This is a genomic window from Jatrophihabitans sp. (assembly GCF_036389215.1).
Taxonomy (GTDB): domain Bacteria; phylum Actinomycetota; class Actinomycetes; order Mycobacteriales; family Jatrophihabitantaceae; genus Jatrophihabitans_A.
Genome location: NZ_DASVQG010000090.1, coordinates 1 through 19,423, shown reverse-complemented (window position 1 = coordinate 19,423; position 19,423 = coordinate 1). Strand labels below are relative to the sequence as shown.

Below are 19,423 nucleotides of genomic sequence, written 5' to 3'. Positions count from 1 at the left end.
ACCAGCGCTGCATCGACTACGCCCGGGACCGGTTCTCCCATGTCGCCGGCACCGACGGCTGGCCCTACGGCCGGGCGCTGGAACTGGGCTGTGGCACCGGGTTCTTCCTGCTCAACCTCAAGCTCGCCGGCGTGATCGACTCCGGTGCGGTGACCGACCTGAGCCCCGGCATGGTGGAGGTGGCCCGCCGCAACGCCGCCAACCTGGGCTTCGACATCGAGGGACGGGTCGCCGACGCCGAGTCGATCCCCTATGACGACGACACCTTCGACCTGGTGGTGGGGCACGCGGTGCTGCACCACATTCCCGACGTCGAGCAGGCGCTGCGCGAGGTGCTGCGGGTGCTCAAGCCCGGTGGCCGGTTCGTCTTCGCCGGCGAGCCGACCCGCTACGGCGACTTCATCGCCCGCCGGCTGTCCCGGCTGACCTGGTGGGCGACCACCCGGGTGACCCGGCTGGACCGGCTGAAGGCCTGGTCCCGGCCCAAGACCGAGCTGGACGCCTCGTCCCGGGCCGCCGCGCTGGAAGCTGTCGTGGACCTGCACACCTTCGACCCGGCAGAACTGCGCCGGCTGGCCGAACGGGCCGGCGCCACCGGCGTCCGGACCCGGACCGACGAGCTGACCGCGGCCTGGTTCGGCTGGCCGGTCCGGACGTTCGAGGCGGCCGTCCCGCGCGAGAGGCTCGGCTTCGGCTGGGCGATGTTCGCCTTCACGAACTGGCAGCGGTTGCACAAGCTGGACTCGGCGGTGCTGGCCAGGTTCGTGCCGGCCCGGTTCTTCTACAACGTCGAGATCACCGGGACCAAGCCGGCATGATCGACACCGTCCTGTTCGATCTCGACGGGACCCTGAGCGATTCCGCCCCCGGCATCCTGGGCGCGCTGCGGGCCAGCTTCGCCGAGGCGGGCGTGGACTGGGTGGATCCCGACACGGCCCGCGCGCTGCTCGGCCCACCGTTCTGGCACTCGCTGCCGCCGCTGGTCGGCGAGCACCGGGTGGCGCAGGTGGTGGCCGCCTACCGCCAGCACTATGTCGAGCAGGGCGCGATGTTCGACACCGCCCGCTACGACGGGGTGCTGGAGACCCTGCAGGCCCTGTCCGGCCGCGGCTACCGGCTGGCGGTGGCCACCAGCAAGCCCGAGCCGCACGCCAGCCGGATCGTGGCGCACCTGGAGCTGACCGACTTCTTCCAGACGGTGTGCGGTGACACCCTCGACGGGGCCCGGGACTCCAAGGCACTGGTGGTGGGTGAGGCGTTGCGCCGGCTGGGAGATCCCGATCCGGCGACGGTGCTGATGGTCGGTGACCGCAGTCACGACGTGCTCGGCGCGGCAGCGCACGGCCTCGGCTGTGCCGGCGCGCTCTGGGGTTACGGCTCGGTGGCGGAGCTGACCGCGGCCGGCGCGCTGCGGCTGTGCGCCAAGCCCGCCGAGGTGCTCGAGATGCTCGACGTGCTCCCGGCCGGCTGAGCATGATCGGCCGATGGCGGTTCCGCGCGCGCGACGCCGGCCAGCCGCGCTGGTTCACCGTCGCGAGCCTGCGCTGGGTGCTGCGGCACCGCGCCTACACGCCGTGGTACCTGCTGCGGTACTGGCGGTTCTGGCGGTTCAAGCTGGCCAACCCGCACGTCGTCACCACCGGTTTCGTCTTTCTCGGCAAGGACGTCGAGCTCTACGCCCGGCCGGGGTTCGGGCGGCTGGTGCTGGGCCGCTGGGTACACCTGGGGGACGGCACCTCGCTTCGCTGCCATGAGGGCACCCTGCGGGTCGGGGACAAGGTGGTGTTCGGCCGCAACAACGTCGTCAACGCCTACCTCGACATCAGCATCGGTGCCACCAGCATCATCGCCGACATGGTCTACGTGACCGACTTCGACCACGTCTTCGCCGACGTCGAGCGGCCGATCAAGGACCAGGGGATCGTCAAGTCACCGGTGCGCATCGGTGCCGACGTCTGGCTGGCGAACAAGGTGTCGGTGGTGCGCGGCACGGTGATCGGCGACGGCTGCGTGGTGGCCGCCAACGCCGTGGTCACCCGCGACCTGCCGCCGTACTCGGTCGCCGTCGGGGTGCCGGCCAGGGTGATCCGCAACCGGCGCGAGGACCACGAGGCCGGTGCCGACACCCGCGCCGCGATCGCCGACATGGCCGCCAAGCTCGGCCTGGACTGACCGCGAGCACCACCCCGGGTGGCCGGCTGTCGGGCCTGCGGAGTTACGCCCGGACGCTCTCATAGGCCTCGGCGGTCCGGCTGGCCACCGCCGCCCAGCCGAACTGCTCCCGGGCCCGGAGCTGGGCGCTGACCGCTCGCCGCCGGGCGCCCTCGGGATCGGCCACCACGTCCCGGACGGCGGCGGCGATCGCGGCCGGGCTCTCCGGTGTGAACCGCAGGCCGGTGCGGCCATGCTCCACCAGCTCGGCCAGGCCGCCGGTGTCCGACACCGCGACCGGCGCGCCGGCCAGCTGCGCCTCCAGCGCCACCATCCCGAACGGCTCGTACAGCGAGGGCACCACCACCAGGCCGGCGGCGGCCAGCAACCCGGCCAGCTCGGCCGCGTCCAGAAAACCCACCCAGTCGATCAGGTCGCCGACGCCGTACCGCGCCGCCCGGTCCTGCTGGTCGGCCAGTTGCTGGCCGGTGCCGGCCACCACCAGCCGCACGCCGGGCAGCTCCTCGCGCAGCAGCGGCAGCGCCTTGATCAGTTCCTGCAGTCCCTTCTCGTGCACCAGCCGGCCGGCGAACACCAGCAACGGCGTGCCGCGGTACGACCGAGCACTCCCGGCGTCATCCGTCTCAAGTTCGGATCGAGACTCAGTCGGCACCGTGGGATCTACTCCATTGGCGATCACCCGCACCTCGGCCGGGTCGAGCTGGAACAGCGTGCTGACCTCGGCCGCCATGAAGCGCGAGCAGGTGATGACCGCCGCGGCGTCGCGGCACAGCCAGCGTTCCACCGAGTGGATCGCCCGCGGCACCGGGTCGGTGAGCCAGCCCTGCCGCCGGCCGTGCTCGGTGGCGTGCACGGTGACCACCACGGGACTGCCGGTCACCTGGCGCAGGGTGTGCGCGGTCTGGGCCACCAGCCAGTCGTGAGCGTGGATGACGTCGGGCCGCCACCGCGACACCAGCCGCAAGCCGGCCCGGACGAGCGAGTGCTCGAAGGCCTGGGTCCAGGCCAGCACGCTCTCGCTGCCGAAGTCGATGGCCAGCCCGTCGGCGGCGGCCCGCCACACGGTGGCTCCCTCGAACTGCTGCCGCTCGAGCTCCGGCCCGCCGCCCCGGGTCAGCACCCGGACGTCATGGCCCTGCGCGGCCAGCTGCCGGGCCAGTTGCCCGACATGCCGGCCCAGGCCGCCGACCACCAGCGGCGGGAACTCCCATGACACCATCAGTACCCGCACACGAGAGATGGTGCCCTACCCGATGACGCAGTCCATGCCGCCCGTCCCGCCGCCATCGGCCGGTGCCGAGCCCGGTGCTGGGCACGGTGCTGGGCCCGGTGCTGGGCACGGCAACCGGCAGCGGCGCGATCGGAGTGGCGCGAGCCTGGCCGCCGGCGCCGTGCTGGTGATGCTGGCCCTGGTCCTGTTCGCCGGTTCCCGGGTGGTCGCGGCGGGCCAGCGACATGCCTATGACCCGGCGGCGAACCCGCCGCCGGCCTACCACGTCACCGCGGGCAAGACCTACCAGCTGTCTTCGACGCGGTCGGTGGCCGAGTTGAAGAAGGCGGGGCTGCTGGGTGACCTGGCCTGCTTCATCACCTCGAGCACCGGCGAGCAAACCCCGCTGACGCTCGCCTCGACGGCGGAGGACGACCGCAACCTGCACCTCTTCGCCACCATGGTGGCGCCCAGTACCGGCGAGGTTCACCTCAGCTGCACCGGTATCCCGGACGTCTTCGTCGACGACGCGGACAACGCCGCACCCGATCGCAGCGCCCTGCTGATGGTGCTGTCCATCGTTGCCGGGCTGCTCGGCGTGATCGCGGCCTGCTCGGGCGGCTATGCCCGCGGCCGTGCCAGCCATCCGGCCGGTCACGGCAGCGCCGGTCAGGGCAGCGCCGGTCAGGGCAGCGCCGGTCACGGCAGCGCTGGTCAGGGCAGCACCGGTCACTGACCGCCTCAGGGCAGCTCGATGGTCTCGGCGCGTTCGAGTTCGGCCAGGGCCGCGTCCAGGTAGCCGGCCAGCGGGCCGCCGGCCTGGCCCAGCAGGTCCGCGATCAGCAGCGCCGCCCCGGAGCCCAGCCCTGCCGGTCCGGCCGTGGCTTGGGCGGCGTCGTCCGGATCCGACAGGCCCAGCGCACCGGTGAGTACCAGCACCAGCACGTGCGGGTCGGCGTCGGTGTACCACTGGGTGGCCGACAGCAGGCAGTGCCGCAGGACGTCCTGGGCATCGGCACTGGAGAGCCCCTCCGGATGCAGCTGTTCGAGCAGTGAACGCAGCACCCACGCCTGCACCAGGGTCAGCCGTTGCGGGTCCTGGGCGGCCAACCGGTCAGCCGCCAGGGCGAACCGGTCGGCGTCGCGACTCGTCGCGGCCTCGACCGCCTCGGTGATCGAGCGGCGGAGCCCGGCCGCCGTGGAGGTAGCTGGCCGTTGCATGTCGGGCGGCTCCTTCGAAAGTTCTCAGCCGGCAACGGGTCTCGGTCGCAAAGCGTCTCGGCCGGTCGAGGGTAGCGCAGGCGGGCCTGCCTCGGCCGTGTGCCGTCGCAGGACAGCGCTGGTGCCGTCCTAGGATCGGCCGCATGCTTGGCAGCGGCGGGACCGACGACACCCGGAGGACCGACTGGAACGCCTGGCACGACGACTATGCCGACCCGGCCTCGGCACTGTCGGCCCGGCTGGCCGTGGTCCGGTCCGAGATCCGCCTGGACCTCGACCGCCGGGCGGCAACCGGCTGGGCCGAGCCGCTGACCGTGCTCAGCGCCTGCGCGGGCGACGGTCGCGACATCCTCGGCGTGCTGGCCGAGCGGGACGGCCGGCTGCCCGGCCCGGTCGAGGTCACCCTGCTGGAGACCGACCGGAGGAACCTCGAACGCGCCGAGCGATTCTGCCGCGAGACCGGCCTGACCGGTGTGCGGCTGGGCGAGGAGGACGCGGGCTGGTCCGGTTCCTACCTCGGCGCCGCGCCGGCCGATCTGGTGCTGATGTGCGGGGTGTTCGGCAACATCGCCGATGCTGACGTGCGCCGGCTGATCGAGTTCCTGCCGGCGCTGTGCCGGGCCGGCGCGACGCTGGTCTGGACCCGAAGCCGCCGAGCGCCGGACCTGACCCCGGCGATCCGGGACTGGCTGGCTGGCACCGGATTCACCGAGCTGTCCTTCACCGCGCCGCCGGACGTCCTGGGCTCGGTCGGGACGCATCGCTTCGACGGCGAGCCGCAGCCGTTGCCGCTCGATCAGCGGCTGTTCAGCTTCCTGCGCTGATACAGGCGCTCGCCAGGGCGGTGTCGCCGGGTCGCGGCTGACGCAAGACCGGCCAGCCGGGACGGCGTCAGCAGGTCCGGGCATCCAGCCGGCCGAACGGGCCGTCGATCGCGCGGAACCGCTCAGCCAGCTGATCGGCGCCGGTGCCCGACTCGATCGCGTCCGCCAGTGCCGCGAACCGGTCGGCATGCAGGCGGGCCCGCTGCCGGGCGTAGCCGGCGGCCGAGTCCCGGCTGACCATGAACGCCCAGTCGCTGGAGCTGAGCAGGAACGCCTCGCGGACCAACTGATCAGCCGCCGGGTCACGTCCCGCGCCGTCCGGCCGGTTGTCCAGCAGCGAGAACAGCCGCTTCTGCATATGGGCGATCTCGTCGTTCAGCTCGGCCACCACGTCGTTGTCCCAGACCCGCCAATCCTTGCCGGCACCCCACGACGAGGCTGGCAACTCGATCCGCTCGGCGACCAGGCCCGCCTCAGCCGCCCCGCGCAGCGTGCTCAACCGGACTCCGGCCTGCGGCAGCAACCGCAGCACGGCATCGAGGAATTCCGGACCCTCATACCACCAGTGCCCGAACAGTTCGGTGTCGAAGGCGGCCACCACCAGGGCCTCGCGGCCGTGCTGGGCGCGCAGCTCGGTGAGCCGCCGCACCACCGCCGCCACGAAGTCCTGGGCGTCGCGCAGCACCGCCGCCGAGGCCAGCCGGCGATCCCAGGGCTGCTTGGCCTCCGAGGGAACCGACCCCCCGGTGACCCGAACCGGCCGGAATCCCGAGGCGTGGTCGAAGGTGTGGAAGTCGCGATAGCTGGCGCCGCCGGGGTAGCCGGTGCGCGATGACCAGATCCGGTAGGAGATGTCGAGGTCGCGAGCGAAGGCCAGCACACCGGAGTCCCCGACCGGGCGGGCGAAGCCGGTGTCACCGTGCACCGCGGGCCCGTCCACCAGGAAGTGCGACACCCCGTGCCCGGCGTAGAAATGCTCCATGCCTGGGGCGTATCCGCATTCCGGTGCCCAGATCCCGCCCGGCCGGCTACCGAACCGCAGCTGGGCGTCAGCCAGCCCGGTGCTCAACTGGGCGGCGGCGAATCGTTCGGTCAGCAAAGGCTGGAACGGGTGGGTGGCGGGCCCGGACAGCAGCTCCACGACGCCGGTGTCGATCAGCGGCCGCAGCACCGCCGACAGCCCGCCGGTCAGCCACCGCGCCCGCAGGTCGTCCAGGCAGGCCACCGCCTCCCGCCGCTCGTGCTCGGCCAGGGCTCGCATGCCAGGCCGGGCAGCGAGCTCCTCGGCGCGCAGCTGCCAGCGGCCGGCCCAGGAATGGATCTCGGACAGGCAGTACGGGTCATCGAGCATCGCCGCGACCACCGGGGTCACGCCGAGCGTCGCGACCTCGCGATAGCCATGCCCGGCAAGGGTTTCCAGCACCCGGAGCACCCGCCGCCAGGAGCCGGTGAACGCCTGGTGCAGCCATTCCTCACCGACCGGCCAGGTGCCGTTGTGTGCCACCCAGGGCAGATGTGTGTGCAGTACCAGGCTGAACCTGCCGAGCTGGGTCACGGCCGCCGTGCCAGCACCAGCAGGTCCAGGCTGTCGTCTAGCCCGCTGAAGTCGGTCACATCGCTCAAGCCGTTCAAGCTGCTCAAGTCCTTCGAGCCGTCAAGGAGATCCGGCCCGATCCGGAAGTCCTGCCAGCTGACCTCCGCCACGTCCGCGGCCAGTTCGGCCGGCCAGTGCTCCGGTGGCTCGGCCAGCTGAGCGGCGACGAATCCGCCCCGCTCGGCGTACCGCCGGTCCAGTTCGGCCAGCCGTGGCCCGGCGAACAGGCCTCGGACGCTCACCACCGGCAGGCCGTTGCCGGCCACCAGCCGGCACAGTTCGGCGGCGGTGAACTCATGGGTGTGAAAGGGGTTCACCGGCCTGTCGGTGCCGGGGGAGAAGGTCAACCGGTTCGGCGTGCTGAGCACCAGCAGGCCACTGGGACGCAGCACCCGGGCACATTCGGCAAGAAACTGCGGGTGGTCCCAGACGTGCTCGATCACCTGCAGCGACACCACGCTGTCGATGGAGTCGCCCGCGACCGGTAATGCGGCCAGGTTGCCCCGGATCGCGGCCAGCGCCGGGTATCGCCGGAGAAGGTGGGCGATGGCCGCCGGGTCGTAATCCAGGGCCAGCACGGCCGGCACCCGCTCGGCCAGCAACGCCGACCCGTACCCCTCGCCGGCCCCGACCTCGAGCAGGCGGGGTCCCTCGACCTGCTCGCGCAGGTGCAGGTAGGCGACCTGATGCCGGCGGAACCAGTAGTTCTCACTCGCGATCCCGGGCGCCGTCCGCTCACCGGTCAGCTCCAGGGCGGCTGGCGCGAGTGAGCGTGTTGCCTCGATGGGTCTGTCCTCTGCAATCGGGTGGACCCAGTTTAGGGGGAGGGAGACCTCGGGGTATGGACGGTAGCGGCGCTCTATCGGTCTGCCCACCTGCGCATTGCTCGGTCCTCAACATTGCCACCGGCCGCGACAAGCCATGGTTGCTGGCGGGGTCCACGGAAACCTAGGCCCGTGTAGCCACACGGCATCGCCGGAAGCACACCATCGGGCAGAGGATTGGCGGCCCCCATCTTGGTGAGCAGATGCCTCGGTGAGGCTAGGAACGGGCTACGCGAGTTTGTCAATCTGAAGATTGCGATGCATGAAGAGGAGCAGTGGTGCAACGGCATCCTGTCGCTCGTGTGACGTTGTCCAGAGTTTCTGCGCTTCAGCCCACTTTCCGTCGGCATAGGCAGCGATGCCACGGAAGTTCAAGGAGTCAGTGTCGGACCGTTCCCGCAACCGTTCGCAGGCCGCAGGCCGGGTGTCCGTGTCAAGGACCTCGGCGTAGTCGAGGGCGGCCTCAACGCCGAGGTCTGCTGCTCGTCGCAGGAGCCTCACGGCGTGGGGATAATCGTCGCTAGCTGCGGCAAGTGTTGCGAGATTGATTACAGCGGGAATCATGACCGCTTCGTCCTCGGATTCTAACGATGCGTGCCAGAGTTCAGCGGCCTGCTGGTAGGCGGCTCGGGCGCCGTCCAGATCCGGCGGGTTCAGCTGGGTAGCGAGCAGCACCCCGAGACTGAACGCGGCGCCGGTGTGGCCGGCGTCGGCGGCCTGCTGGAAGGCGGCTCTGGCACCCTCCAGATCCGGCGGGTCCAAGGCATTGGCTCGTACGTAACCAAGCCTACGGAGGGCGTCGTAATCACCAGCCTTGGCAGCTTCCTGTAACGCTACGATGGCCACCCGCGTGTTGTTCCGGTAGTAGGCGGCGTTGCCAATATCGCCAGCTTCGTGCGCTGTGGCGTAGAAGAGAACCTGGTCCCAGAATGACTCAGGGATGGACCGAGCGTGACCGCCTTGCCCATTGTCTGCGGCAACGAGGTAGTCGAAGGGGCGGTAACCGCGAGTCCGGTCGGGCAGCGCATACGTCCGTAGCAACGCCGCGCTTCCGGTGCCTGGCAGCGCCATCCGGCCCCAAGCGATCGCGCTGATGATCCTGCCGTCATCGATGTCAAGATCTGGTCGTGCCACCCAGACCGCGTCCCGCACCAAGGTAATCAAGTGCGATTCCGGCAGCGGACGAACCATCCCGGTTCGCGCCCAGTCGATGACGACCCGGACGGTGATGTGCCGAACGGGGTCAACAGCGGCGCTGTCGCGGTACTCCTCCAATAGCGCTGGCGCATGTGCGAGGGCCTCTGCCAGTCCAGCATTGTCCAGATTCGTGGCCGGATAAGCCGCGGCCGCAGCGGCTTGTTCGGCAGGGTCGCTGGTGGTGTGCCTGAGTTCTACAGTCGTAGGTTCGGCGAACTGGAGCACCGCACGGGTATCGACGGCGAACTCTCCGGTATTCTGCCGCAACTTGTCCCGTTCTTCCTGACGCAGCGTTGCGAGGAGCAGGGTCGGGCCAGGTCGGGATGTGAACTGGGTCAACAGCTTCGGTGTCAGGGGATCTCTACCGGTTAAGTAGCGCTGTAGGTCATCCAACCAGATGAGCATAATGTCGCTGGTGGCTTGCACCCGGGGATGGCTGGCCAAAGAACTGAGTTCGTCCGGCGCAGGCACTGCGACCGCAGCGGAAGGCCACATGGCCAGAGCTGCTTCGAATGCAGTGCGGGTTTTTCCGGCCTTGGACGGACCTACCACCAGCGTGATATGCCCCGGTTGTAGCGCCGCACGCAGCCGGATGTCGACCTCATCATGAGTGCGAGGGACATATGGATCTCGGAGCCCATAGGTATCGCTGTTGCCATAATCAGACACGGTTGCGCCGAGCCGGTACGGGTCGAGGCCGGCGACGAGAGGCAACTGACCGTTGACAAGCACGGGTACCAGTCCCGCCAGCGCTGGAATCGGTTGGGCCTGCGTCAAGGGCAGCGCCCCTAACTTGGGCAGGCTGACCGCGTCCGCGATCTTTGCCGTCTCAGCATCCGTGGCGGCCAGGTCTGCGACTTGGTCGATAGCAACGAGTTGGACGGCGGACGAACCCTGACGTGGATGGTGCTCGACGATCACTCCCAGCGCTCGCCCAAGGTGAAACACCAACGCCCCTGACAGGCCGCCCCACTCCGAGCCTTCGTCAGCGCCCATTGGTGCGGCGACCGTCGTAAGTATCGGTTCGCGCAGCAGTAGCCGTCCGGCCTCGGCGCCGTCGGTCTGATAGATCACGCCGTGTAGTTCCGCAGTCTGCCGATTGCGAGTAGCTGGGTCGTATTGAAATTGCGGGTATCCGATAGCAACGCAGTCCTTCAGTATCCCGGCATTCTGACGGTTCACCCGGGCGAAGAGGGGCGGCTGCAACTTCTCGTCCTGCCAGGGCGGTGCAGCCAATCGCAGCACTGCTGCGTCAAGTGCGCCTGAGCGGATGATCTCAACCCCACCACTTCGAGTGCCGGTAGTGGCGCCATCGGAGGAGCGGATGACCTGAATATCAACGGCTGGCTGCCCGGTCTTGCGATCCTGCGTGCAGTGCCGAGCGGTCAGTACCACGTCGGCCGTTATCAGAAACCCGGAACCAATCTGTACTCGGCCGGACGGCAAAGTCGCCAGCATTGCAACCACTCGGTCGCGACTCGGACTCGTGCCGATGTCATTCATCGCCGTGCTTCATCGACGCAAATCAGCGGTGCTCGTCGGTCATAGGTGCTGGCTGCGGACCAAAATGTTGGTCAGCAGGGCTATCAGCCGCGATGGTGAAGTCAGCCGTGAGGCGTCCGTCGCTATCACGCCATTCGGGCGTCAACTTCAGTGTCAAGGTTTGTGTGGTGACGGATTCGCGCTTACCACCCACTTCGATGATCTTCCAGCCGACCTTGCCATTGCCCTCGTTGGTCACGACGAGCTGCAGGGTGATTTCTATCGGGTCCAGACTGAACCGCATCGGTTTGCCCGCACCGGCACCCATGGCTCTCGTTAGCTCTGCTCGCAGCGCATCTATGGCCTCCGCGAGACCTACTAGGACCTCCGTCACGACACCCCCGAACCAACCTTCAACGGCCAGCTCACGCCGGCATTGTGTGAACAATAGTGAGTGCAACACACCAAGCCCAGTAACCAGATCCGATCGAGTGACCGGCTAGTGGTTGCAGGGGCGCCATGTGACATGGACTTCCTGCTACACCCGGTTCAGCCTAGACAGGCTCCGGCTCACCGAAAGGCACGTTGCCCGGGTCGTCCGGCCCGGGCATCGGCTCCACGGGCGCCGGTGGCAGGGTCTCGGGAGTGTCCGGCGAGAGCGTTCCCGGGTCATCGGGCACGGGCTCGTCCGGATCGATCGGCGGGTAGTTGTCGGGGTCCGGTCCTGGCATCACCATGCCTACTTCGTACACCACTCGGTCGCCCATCGGCGGCGTGTACAACAATGCAGGTATGCGGCGCTCGCGGAGGCGGGTGACCCGAAACACGCCTCTCGACCCGGTGTCCCGTCTGCTACTCGCGGGTAACATCGGGAGCATCGCAGCACGCCGCACCCGCGCTGGCCTCGCTACTGGACTGACCGAACTCGACCGACCGACCTCGACTGACAGTCCCGACTGGGAAGAAGGACGATCACCGGATGAACATCGTTGTTCTGATGAAGCAGGTGCCCGACACCTATGCCGAGCGCAAGCTCGATCCCGCCGACAACACGCTGGACCGCGACGCCTCCGATGCCGTCATCAACGAGATCGACGAGTACGCGATCGAGGAGGGCCTGCGGCTCAAGGAAGCCCACGGCGGTGAGGTGACGATCCTGACCATGGGTCCGGATCGGGCCACCGAGTCGATCCGCAAGGCGCTGTCGATGGGGGCCGACAAGGGCGTGCACGTGGTGGATCCGGCGCTGCGCGGCTCCTGCGTCATCACCACCGCCAAGGTGCTGGCCAAGGCGCTGGGCACGCTGGAGTACGACCTGGTGATCGGCGGTTTCGAGGCCACCGACTCCCGGCTGTCGGTGCTGCCCGCGCTCGTCGCCGAGGCCACCGGGCTGCCGCAGCTGTCCGGCGCGCGCAAGGTGACCGTGGACGGCTCGAACGTCACCGTCGAGCGGGTCACCGAGGCCGGCTATGACGTCGTGCAGGCCGCCACGCCCGCCGTGCTCAGCGTGGTCGAGAAGATCAACGACCCGCGCTACCCGTCCTTCAAGGGCATCATGGCCGCCAAGTCCAAGCCGGTCACCACGCTGACCCTGGCGGAGTTGGGGCTGGCCGAGAACGAGGTGGGCCTGGCCGCCGCCACCACCGCGGTGGATTCCTTCGAGGTGGCCCCGCCCCGGGCCGCCGGCGTCGTGGTCAAGGACGACGGCAACGGCGGTGCCGCGATCGCGGAGTACCTGGCCAGCAAGAAGCTGATCTGAGCCGGCGACGAGACGACTGACGAGACGACTGACTGAGAAGGCAAAGGGACTCACACACCATGGCTGAAGTACTCGTACTGATCGATTCGGCGGACGGCAAGCTCAAGAAGTCGGCGCTGGAACTGCTCACCGCCGCCCGCTCGCTCGGTGAGCCGGCCGCCGTCGTGATCGGCGCGCCGGGCACCGCCGGAGCACTGCGCGACCAGCTCGCCGAATACGGCGCCGCCAAGGTCTACGCGGCCGAGAGCGACGAGGTCGCCGACTACCTGGTCGCTCCCAAGGCCGAGCTGCTGGCCGGCATCGCCCGGCAGGCCTCGCCGGCCGCGATCCTGGTCGCCTCCACCCCGGAGAACAAGGAGGTCGCGGCCCGGGCGGCCTTCAAGCTCGACTCCGGATTTCTGGCCGACGCCATCGAGGTGAACGCCGACGGCTCGGCCAAGCAGTCCATCTTCGGAGGTGCGGTCACCGTCAGCTCGCGGGTCACCACCGGCATTCCGGTGATCAGCCTGCGCGCGAACTCGGTGCCGCCCCAAACCGCGCCCGCCGCTGCCGAACTGGTCACCGTCGACGTCGCCCTCTCGGAGGCGGCCAAGGCGGCCAAGGTGGTGGACCGGGTCTCCGAGGCCAAGGGCTCCCGGCCGTCACTGCAGGACGCCTCGGTGATCGTCTCCGGCGGCCGCGGCGTCGGCTCGGCCGACAACTTCTCCGTGGTCGAGGGCGTGGCGGACTCGCTCGGTGCCGCGGTGGGCGCCTCCCGAGCGGCCACCGACGCCGGCTGGGTGCCGCACCAGATGCAGGTCGGCCAGACCGGTGTCACGGTGTCGCCGCAGCTCTACGTGGCGCTCGGGATCTCCGGGGCGATCCAGCACCGGGCCGGCATGCAGACCTCGAAGACCATCGTCGCGGTCAACAAGGACCCCGAGGCGCCGATCTTCGAGCTGGCGGACTTCGGCGTGGTGGGAGACCTGTTCACGGTTGCCCCGCAGCTGGCCGAGGAAGTGAGCAAGCGCAAGGGATAACAGCACTACACTGGGCCCAGTGACCGTGGGTGCTGAGTTCGGCGAACAACCAGGCCGAAGTGTCGAGACGATCTTCGCGGCCCGGTACCGGATCACCACCCTGGGCATCCTGATCCTGATGACGATCATCGCCTTCGAGGCGCTGGCCGTCGCGACCGCGCTTCCGACCGCTGCCCGGAGCCTGCACGGCCTGGCTTCCTACGGCTGGGCCTTCACCGGCTTCCTGGTGGCGAGCGTGGTGGGCATGGTCGTGTCCGGGATGTATTCCGATGTGCACGGCGCGCGCCGGCCGCTGCTGGTCGGCCTGCTGCTGTTCATCACCGGGCTGCTGATCGGCAGCGCCGCCGGGTCGATGTGGGTGCTGGTGGCCGCCCGTTTCGTGCAGGGGTTGGCTGTCGGGTTGCTGATCACCGCGATGTACGTGGTGATGGGTGAGGTCTACGCCGACCAGGTACGTCCCCGGATGTTCGCCGCGCTGGCCGGGGCCTGGATCATCCCCGGCCTGGTCGGCCCGGTGCTGGCCGGCTGGATAACCGAGCAGCTGTCCTGGCGCTGGGTGTTCGGCGGCCTGGCGCCGTTCGTGGTGCTCGGCGGCGTGCTGATGCTGCCCTCGCTCAGCCAACTGCGCCGTTCCAGCGACCGGGACGGCCGGTTCGACCGGCGGCGGATCGGCTACGCCCTGCTGACCGCCTTCGGCGTGGCCGGGGTCGCCAACCTCGGCGAGAACATCAACGCCCTCGGTGCGGCAGGCGCGGTGATCGGGCTGGTCGCCATGGTCCTCGGGCTGCGCCGGCTGCTGCCGCCCGGCACTTCACGCTTCGCCTCCGGCGTGCCGGCCGCGATCGCCTTCCGGGGGGTCCTGGCCGGAGTGTTCGTCGGCATGGAGGTGATCGTGCCGCTGACCTTGTCGGTGCAGCTGCACTACTCGCCGACCTTGGCCGGTACCCCGCTGATGCTCTCCGCCCTCAGCTGGGCGACCGCGTCGGCGATCCAGGGCCGGCTCAGGCAACCGAACCGGGCGGCCCTGGTCGGCCTCGGTCTGGTGCTGATGGCCATCGGTGGGGTGGGAATGGCGCTGGTGGCACTGCGGATCGTGCCCGGGGCGGTCGCCTTCGCGGTCTGGCCGTTCGCCGGTTTCGGAGCGGGCTTCGCGGTCACCAGCGCCAGCGTGGTGATGCTGGAGTGCACCACCGACGCCAACCGGGGCTCGGACTCGGCTGCCCTGCAGCTGGCGGACTCCTCGGTCAGCGCCATCTCCGCGGCGTTCGCCGGTGCCCTGATCGCCTTGGCGGTGCACGGCCGGATCGGCTACGGCACCGGGTTCGCGGTGGTGTACCTGAGCATGGCGGCGCTGGGCCTGCTGGCTGTCGGTCGCGCCCCCCGGCTTGTGCAGCGGGCGCAGCAGGTCCAGGGAGCTCACCCTCAGGCATCAGGCGCCGACCGGCCCGTGACGGCACCGTCCGAGCCGGGTTGGCAGGGCTCAGTAAGCTCGTAACCGATGCCCTATCTCGATCACGCCGCCACCACTCCGATGCTGCCGGAGGTCATCGCCGCCATCTCGGTGGCGATGCAGGCCTCCAGCACCGGAGCCGTCAGCAACCCGTCGTCGGTGCACACCTCCGGCCGGCAGGCGCGGCGGATCATCGAGGAGTCCCGCGAGCGGCTGGCCGGCGCCCTGGATGCCCGCCCGTCGGAGGTGATCTTCACCGGCGGCGGCACCGAGGCCGACAACCTGGCGGTCAAGGGCATCTACCTGGCCCGCCGGGCGGCGGACCCGGGTCGCCGGAGGCTGCTGGTCAGTGCGGTCGAGCACCACGCGGTGCTGGACTCGGCAGACTGGCTGGTCGCCCACGAGAACGCCGAGCTGGTGCTGCTGCCGGTCGACTCCGACGGTGTGGTGCGGCCCGAGACGCTGGCCGCGGCGATCGCCGACGACCCGGCCGCGGTGGCGCTGGTCAGCGTGATGTGGGCCAACAACGAGGTCGGCAGCATCCAGCCGATCAGCGAGCTGGCCGAGACCGCGCACGCCTACGGCATCGCCTTCCACACCGACGCGGTGCAGGCAGTCGGGACCCTGGGAGTGTCCTTCGCCGCCTCGGGCGCCGATGCCATGACGGTCACCGGCCACAAGATCGGCGGGCCGTACGGGGTCGGCGCGCTGTTGCTGGGCCGGGGCGTGGACTGCGTGCCGGTGCTGCACGGCGGCGGCCAGGAGCGGGAGGTCCGCTCGGGCACCCTGGACACGCCCGGTGCGGTCGGGTTCTCCCTCGCCGCCGAGCTGGCGGTGAGCAGGCGCGACGAGTTGGCCGCCGAGCTGACCAGGCTGCGCCACCAGCTCATCGCGGGGATCCAGGAGGCCGTCCCGGATGTGGTGCTCAATGGCCACCCGATGCACCGGCTGCCCGGCAACGCCCACCTGTCCTTTCCCGGCTGTGAAGGCGATTCGCTGCTGATGCTGCTCGACGCCCGGGGCATCGAATGCTCGACCGGCTCGGCGTGCTCGGCCGGCGTCGCCCAGCCCTCGCACGTGCTGCTGGCGATGGGCGCCGACCAGCAACGGGCCCGCGGCGCGTTGCGGCTGTCGCTGGGGCACACCTCCACCGAGCAGGACGTCCGGACCGTGATCGAGGCGATCGGCCCGGTGGTCGAGCGCGCGCGCCGGGCCGGTGCGGCCGCCAACTTCGCCACCACGGCAGGACGTGGCGCATGAGGGTGCTGGCGGCGATGAGCGGCGGCGTCGACTCGGCGGTCGCCGCGGCTCGGGCGGTTGCCGCCGGCTGGGATGTGACCGGCGTGCACCTGGCACTCTCGCGCCAGCCCGCCACGCTGCGTACCGGTTCCCGGGGCTGCTGCTCGCTGGAGGATTCCCACGACGCCCGGCGTACCGCCGACATCCTCGGGATCCCGTTCTACGTCTGGGACTTCGCCGAGCGCTTCCAGGCCGACGTGATCGACAACTTCGTCTCCGAGTACGAGGCCGGCCGGACGCCCAACCCGTGCCTGCGGTGCAACGAGCAGATCAAGTTCTCGGCACTGCTGGACCGGGCGCTGGCGCTCGGGTTCGACGCCGTGGTCACCGGCCACCACGCGAGGCTGTCCGACGGGCAGCTGTACCGATCGGTGGATTCGGCCAAGGACCAGTCCTACGTGCTGGCGGTGCTGACCCGCGAGCAGCTGGCGCACGCGGTGTTCCCGCTCGGCGACTCCACCAAGGACCAGGTCCGTGCCGAGGCGGCCGAGCTGGGCCTTGCCGTGGCCACCAAGCCCGATTCACACGACATCTGCTTCATCGCCGACGGCGACACCCAGGGCTTCCTGGCCCGGCGGCTGGGGGAGCGCCCGGGAACCATCGTCGACACCGACGGCGCGGTGCTGGGCGAGCATGCCGGCACCCACCGCTTCACCGTCGGCCAGCGCAAGGGCCTGAACCTCACCATCCCCAGCGCCACCGGGGAGCCCCGTTACGTGCTGTCGATCCAGCCCAAGTCCAACACCGTCGTGGTGGGCAGCGCCGCCGACCTGGCGGTCGAGGAGGTGCACGGCGACCGGCCGGTCTGGATCGCCGATCCGCCGGCGGCGGCCTTCGACTGCCAGGTGCAGCTGCGGGCGCACGGCATGGTGTCGGCGGCCCGGATCTCCTTCGACGCCGGTGGCAGGTTGCGCGCGGAGCTTCGGCAGTCCCAGCGCGGGGTCGCCGCCGGCCAGGCGCTGGTGATGTATGGCGGCGACCGGGTGCTCGGCTCCGCCACCATCGTCGACACCGGCGGCGGCCGGCCGGCTGCCGACCAGCCCCCGGCTGCCCGGCGGCCCGCCGTCAGCACCGGATGACCCACCCCTGGCCGGCCGGCGCCGCGACCGGTGTCGGCTCCCTCCCGGGCACCGATCCGGCCGAGGCCGTCCGGCTGGTGCTGGGTGAGGTGGCTGAACTGCCCTACCTTCCGGAGCTACCCGGCCGCGGCTTCGGTGCGGACGCGATCGCCCGCACCGGCGCGTTGCTGGTCGACTTCCCGGTGGAGTGGCAACCGCACGGCTGGACGGTCACCAGCCACGCCGGGCGCGACCAGGCCCGGGCCCGTGACCATCTGAACCGCGACCTGGACGCCGTCACCGAGCAGGCGCAGGGCGTGGCGCTGCTGAAGGTGTCGGTCTGCGGCCCGATGACCCTCGGCGCGGCCCTGGAACTGCCCAACCTGCACAAGGTGCTGACCGATCACGGGGCTTTCCGCGACCTGGCCGGGTCGCTGGCCGAGGGCACCCGGGTGCTGCTGGCCGAGCTGAGTTCGCGGCTTCCCGGCACCGCCTTCGTGCTGCAGGTGGACGAGCCGAGCCTGCCGCAGGCGCTCTCCGGCCAGGTGCCGACGCCGTCCGGGTACGGCACCGTCCGGTCGTTGCCCCGGTCGGTGGCCGCCCCGGCGCTGGCCAGCGTGCTGGAGGTCGCGCCGCCCGGTCACCGGGTGGTGCACTGCTGCGCCGCCGAGGTGCCCTACGACCTGCTGGCCGGCTGCGGCGCGTCCGCGGTGTCGGTCGATGCCAGCCTGGTCACCGATGCCCAGCTGGACTTCCTCGGTGAGCTGGTCGAGGCGGGCATCTCGCTGTGGTTGGGCGTCTTTCCCGGTACCGATGCCCAGATCTCGTCGGCCGATGCCCGGGAGCGGATTCGCCGGCTGTGGAGCAAGCTCGGCTTCGACCCGAACCGGCTCGCCGACGCGGTCGTCCCGACGCCGTCCTGCGGGCTGGCCGGGGCGTCGATGCCCTATGCGCGTCAGGTGATGTCAGCCCTGAACGAGGTTGGCAGGTCGCTTCGGGACGGCCTGGACTGAGCCGGCCAGCGCAGGCGTCAGCCGAGCCGGGATCGTCAGCGCGTGTCAGCCGGGCGAGACGCGTCGGCCGAGCGCAGGCGTCAGCCGAGCGAGCTGGAGACCGAGCCGTCGGCCGACATGCGCACCGACAGCGGCCAGCCGGCGAACCGCAGCCCGGTCACCGCGAGCTCGCCCGCCGGCACCCCGGCACCAGGCTCCGCGGCCGGCGGCGGGACTGTCGACGGCCGGAACTCCACTGACGGGACCTCTGCCGGCCGCACCTTCAGCGGCCGGAACTCCAGCGCCCCGGCCGGGGCATCCGGCCGGGGACCGAGCAGCGCGGTGACGATCGCCATCGCCGCCGCCGCCGACCAGGCCTGTGGCCGGCAGGACGCCGGATAGGGGATCGGGCGCCGGCCGGGTTCGGCCCGGTGGCCGCCGTGCAGTTCGGGCATCCGGTAGCCGAAGGCCGGAGCGGCTGCCAGCAGCCCCTCGATCAGGTTGGCGGCCGCCGGTGCGGCGCCGGGAACCCCGTCGGCCGCCGCGGCGGCCAGGCCGGTGATCGCGATGGCGGTGTCGTGCGCCCACACCGAACCGCCGTGGTAGCTCAGCGGGTTGAAGCCGGCCGCCGAGCTGGCCAGCGTCCGCAGACCGAAGCCCGAGGACAGCTCCGGTGAGCCGAGCCGGTGGGCGACCAGGGCGGACTCCTGCTCGCCCAGCAGCCCGGTGCCCAGCAGGTGCCCCATGTTGGAGGCCACCGAATCGACCGGCTCGCCGTGGCCGTCCAGCGCCAGCGCCGGATAGCGGCCGTGCTCGTCGGCCAGCCAGAACCGCTGCCGGAAGCGCTCGGCGAGCCCGGTGGCCCAGTCTCGCCAGCTGTCCGCACCGGGACGGCCGAAGGCCTCCAGCAGGCTTGCGCCCGCCATCGCCGCCGCGTAGCCGTAGGCCTGCACCTCGCTCAACGCGACCGGCGGCTCGGCGAGCCGGCCGTCGCGGAATTGCACCGAGTCGGCCGAATCCTTCCAACCCTGGTTGCTCAGGCCGTGCCCGGAGCGGTCGGCGTAGCTGAGAAAGCCGTTGCCGTCCATGCCGAAGTCCGCCATCCAGGCCAGCGCCCGCTCCAGGTTGGGCAGCAGCCGCTCGACCTCCGGCTCGGCCAGGCCCCACCGCCAGCTGTCGTGCAGCAGCAGGATCCACAGCGGGGTGGCATCCACCGTGCCGAAGTACGTGGCCGGCAGCCGCAACAGCCGATCCGGCTGGTGACCCGCGGCGTGCTCGGTCTCGGCAGCGCGGATCTCGTGCAGGATCTTGCCCGGCTCCTC

The 19,423-nt window shown here is 70.5% G+C and carries 19 protein-coding genes; 11 read left to right on the top strand and 8 right to left on the bottom strand.

Annotation, left to right across the window (positions count from 1 at the left end):
- The 3 genes from VF542_RS04175 to VF542_RS04165 form a co-directional block, all read left to right on the top strand.
- Positions 1 to 818, top strand: an 818-nt coding sequence (locus tag VF542_RS04175) for a class I SAM-dependent methyltransferase (RefSeq protein ID WP_408650448.1), incomplete at its 5' end; no start/stop codon positions are given.
- Positions 815 to 1,471: an HAD hydrolase-like protein gene (locus VF542_RS04170; RefSeq protein WP_408650447.1), complete on the top strand. Its 657-nt coding sequence runs from the start codon at positions 815 to 817 to the stop codon at positions 1,469 to 1,471. The genes VF542_RS04175 and VF542_RS04170, both read left to right, overlap by 4 nt.
- Before the next feature lie 2 nt (positions 1,472 to 1,473).
- Positions 1,474 to 2,172, top strand: coding sequence for an acyltransferase (locus tag VF542_RS04165; protein ID WP_408650446.1), 699 nt, complete (start codon positions 1,474 to 1,476; stop codon positions 2,170 to 2,172).
- A gap of 43 nt (positions 2,173 to 2,215) precedes the next feature.
- On the opposite strand, the gene VF542_RS04160 is transcribed toward VF542_RS04165, so the two are convergent.
- Entirely contained in the window at positions 2,216 to 3,403 is a 1,188-nt protein-coding gene (locus tag VF542_RS04160) for a glycosyltransferase family 4 protein (RefSeq protein WP_408650445.1), read from the bottom strand.
- A gap of 22 nt (positions 3,404 to 3,425) precedes the next feature.
- Here VF542_RS04160 and VF542_RS04155 point away from each other — a divergent pair, with 22 nt between their 5' ends.
- Positions 3,426 to 4,118 (top strand): hypothetical protein, encoded by a 693-nt coding sequence (locus VF542_RS04155; RefSeq protein ID WP_408650444.1) that lies wholly within the window; start codon positions 3,426 to 3,428, stop codon positions 4,116 to 4,118.
- Between the two features lie 5 nt (positions 4,119 to 4,123).
- On the opposite strand, the gene VF542_RS04150 is transcribed toward VF542_RS04155, so the two are convergent.
- Entirely contained in the window at positions 4,124 to 4,603 is a 480-nt protein-coding gene (locus VF542_RS04150; RefSeq protein WP_408650443.1) for a hypothetical protein, read from the bottom strand.
- A gap of 143 nt (positions 4,604 to 4,746) precedes the next feature.
- On the opposite strand from VF542_RS04150, the gene VF542_RS04145 reads away from it, so the two are divergent.
- Positions 4,747 to 5,427, top strand: a complete 681-nt coding sequence (locus VF542_RS04145; RefSeq protein ID WP_408650442.1) for an SAM-dependent methyltransferase — start codon at positions 4,747 to 4,749, stop codon at positions 5,425 to 5,427.
- A gap of 67 nt (positions 5,428 to 5,494) precedes the next feature.
- Here the strand turns inward: VF542_RS04145 and VF542_RS04140 are convergent, their stop codons facing one another.
- From VF542_RS04140 to VF542_RS04120, 5 genes are all read right to left on the bottom strand, one after another.
- On the bottom strand, positions 5,495 to 6,982 hold the full coding sequence (locus tag VF542_RS04140) for a 1,4-alpha-glucan branching protein domain-containing protein (RefSeq protein ID WP_408650441.1): 1,488 nt from the start codon (positions 6,980 to 6,982) through the stop codon (positions 5,495 to 5,497).
- A complete protein-coding gene (locus tag VF542_RS04135) occupies positions 6,979 to 7,824 on the bottom strand; it encodes a class I SAM-dependent methyltransferase (RefSeq protein WP_408650449.1) in 846 nt (281 codons plus the stop codon). Before VF542_RS04135 ends, VF542_RS04140 begins: the two co-directional genes overlap by 4 nt.
- Positions 7,825 to 8,073: 249 nt before the next feature.
- Entirely contained in the window at positions 8,074 to 10,545 is a 2,472-nt protein-coding gene (locus tag VF542_RS04130) for a trypsin-like serine protease (RefSeq protein WP_408650440.1), read from the bottom strand.
- 22 nt (positions 10,546 to 10,567) lie between these two features.
- Positions 10,568 to 10,918 carry a trypco2 family protein gene (locus tag VF542_RS04125; protein WP_408650439.1) on the bottom strand — a complete coding sequence of 117 codons (351 nt, stop codon included), beginning with the start codon at positions 10,916 to 10,918 and terminating at the stop codon, positions 10,568 to 10,570.
- 160 nt (positions 10,919 to 11,078) lie between these two features.
- Positions 11,079 to 11,291, bottom strand: a complete 213-nt coding sequence (locus VF542_RS04120) for a hypothetical protein (RefSeq protein WP_408650438.1) — start codon at positions 11,289 to 11,291, stop codon at positions 11,079 to 11,081.
- 212 nt (positions 11,292 to 11,503) lie between these two features.
- Here VF542_RS04120 and VF542_RS04115 point away from each other — a divergent pair, with 212 nt between their 5' ends.
- The 6 genes from VF542_RS04115 to VF542_RS04090 are packed head-to-tail and all read left to right on the top strand — an operon-like array spanning position 11,504 to position 18,122.
- The gene (locus VF542_RS04115) at positions 11,504 to 12,283 is read left to right on the top strand and encodes an electron transfer flavoprotein subunit beta/FixA family protein (protein WP_408650437.1); all 780 of its coding nucleotides are present in this window, start codon (positions 11,504 to 11,506) and stop codon (positions 12,281 to 12,283) included.
- Between the two features lie 59 nt (positions 12,284 to 12,342).
- Positions 12,343 to 13,302, top strand: coding sequence for an electron transfer flavoprotein subunit alpha/FixB family protein (locus VF542_RS04110; protein WP_408650436.1), 960 nt, complete (start codon positions 12,343 to 12,345; stop codon positions 13,300 to 13,302).
- 19 nt (positions 13,303 to 13,321) lie between these two features.
- Positions 13,322 to 14,797 (top strand): MFS transporter, encoded by a 1,476-nt coding sequence (locus VF542_RS04105; RefSeq protein ID WP_408650435.1) that lies wholly within the window; start codon positions 13,322 to 13,324, stop codon positions 14,795 to 14,797.
- A 3-nt stretch (positions 14,798 to 14,800) separates the two neighbouring features.
- Positions 14,801 to 16,012: a cysteine desulfurase family protein gene (locus VF542_RS04100; RefSeq protein ID WP_408650434.1), complete on the top strand. Its 1,212-nt coding sequence runs from the start codon at positions 14,801 to 14,803 to the stop codon at positions 16,010 to 16,012.
- Positions 16,009 to 17,130, top strand: coding sequence for a tRNA 2-thiouridine(34) synthase MnmA (mnmA, locus tag VF542_RS04095; protein WP_408650433.1), 1,122 nt, complete (start codon positions 16,009 to 16,011; stop codon positions 17,128 to 17,130). The genes VF542_RS04100 and mnmA overlap by 4 nt, the downstream gene beginning before the upstream one ends.
- The gene (locus tag VF542_RS04090; RefSeq protein ID WP_408650432.1) at positions 17,127 to 18,122 is read left to right on the top strand and encodes a methionine synthase; all 996 of its coding nucleotides are present in this window, start codon (positions 17,127 to 17,129) and stop codon (positions 18,120 to 18,122) included. The genes mnmA and VF542_RS04090 overlap by 4 nt, the downstream gene beginning before the upstream one ends.
- A gap of 80 nt (positions 18,123 to 18,202) precedes the next feature.
- On the opposite strand, the gene VF542_RS04085 is transcribed toward VF542_RS04090, so the two are convergent.
- Positions 18,203 to 19,423 (bottom strand): amylo-alpha-1,6-glucosidase (locus tag VF542_RS04085; RefSeq protein ID WP_408650431.1); only part of this gene is annotated, 1,221 nt, incomplete at its 5' end.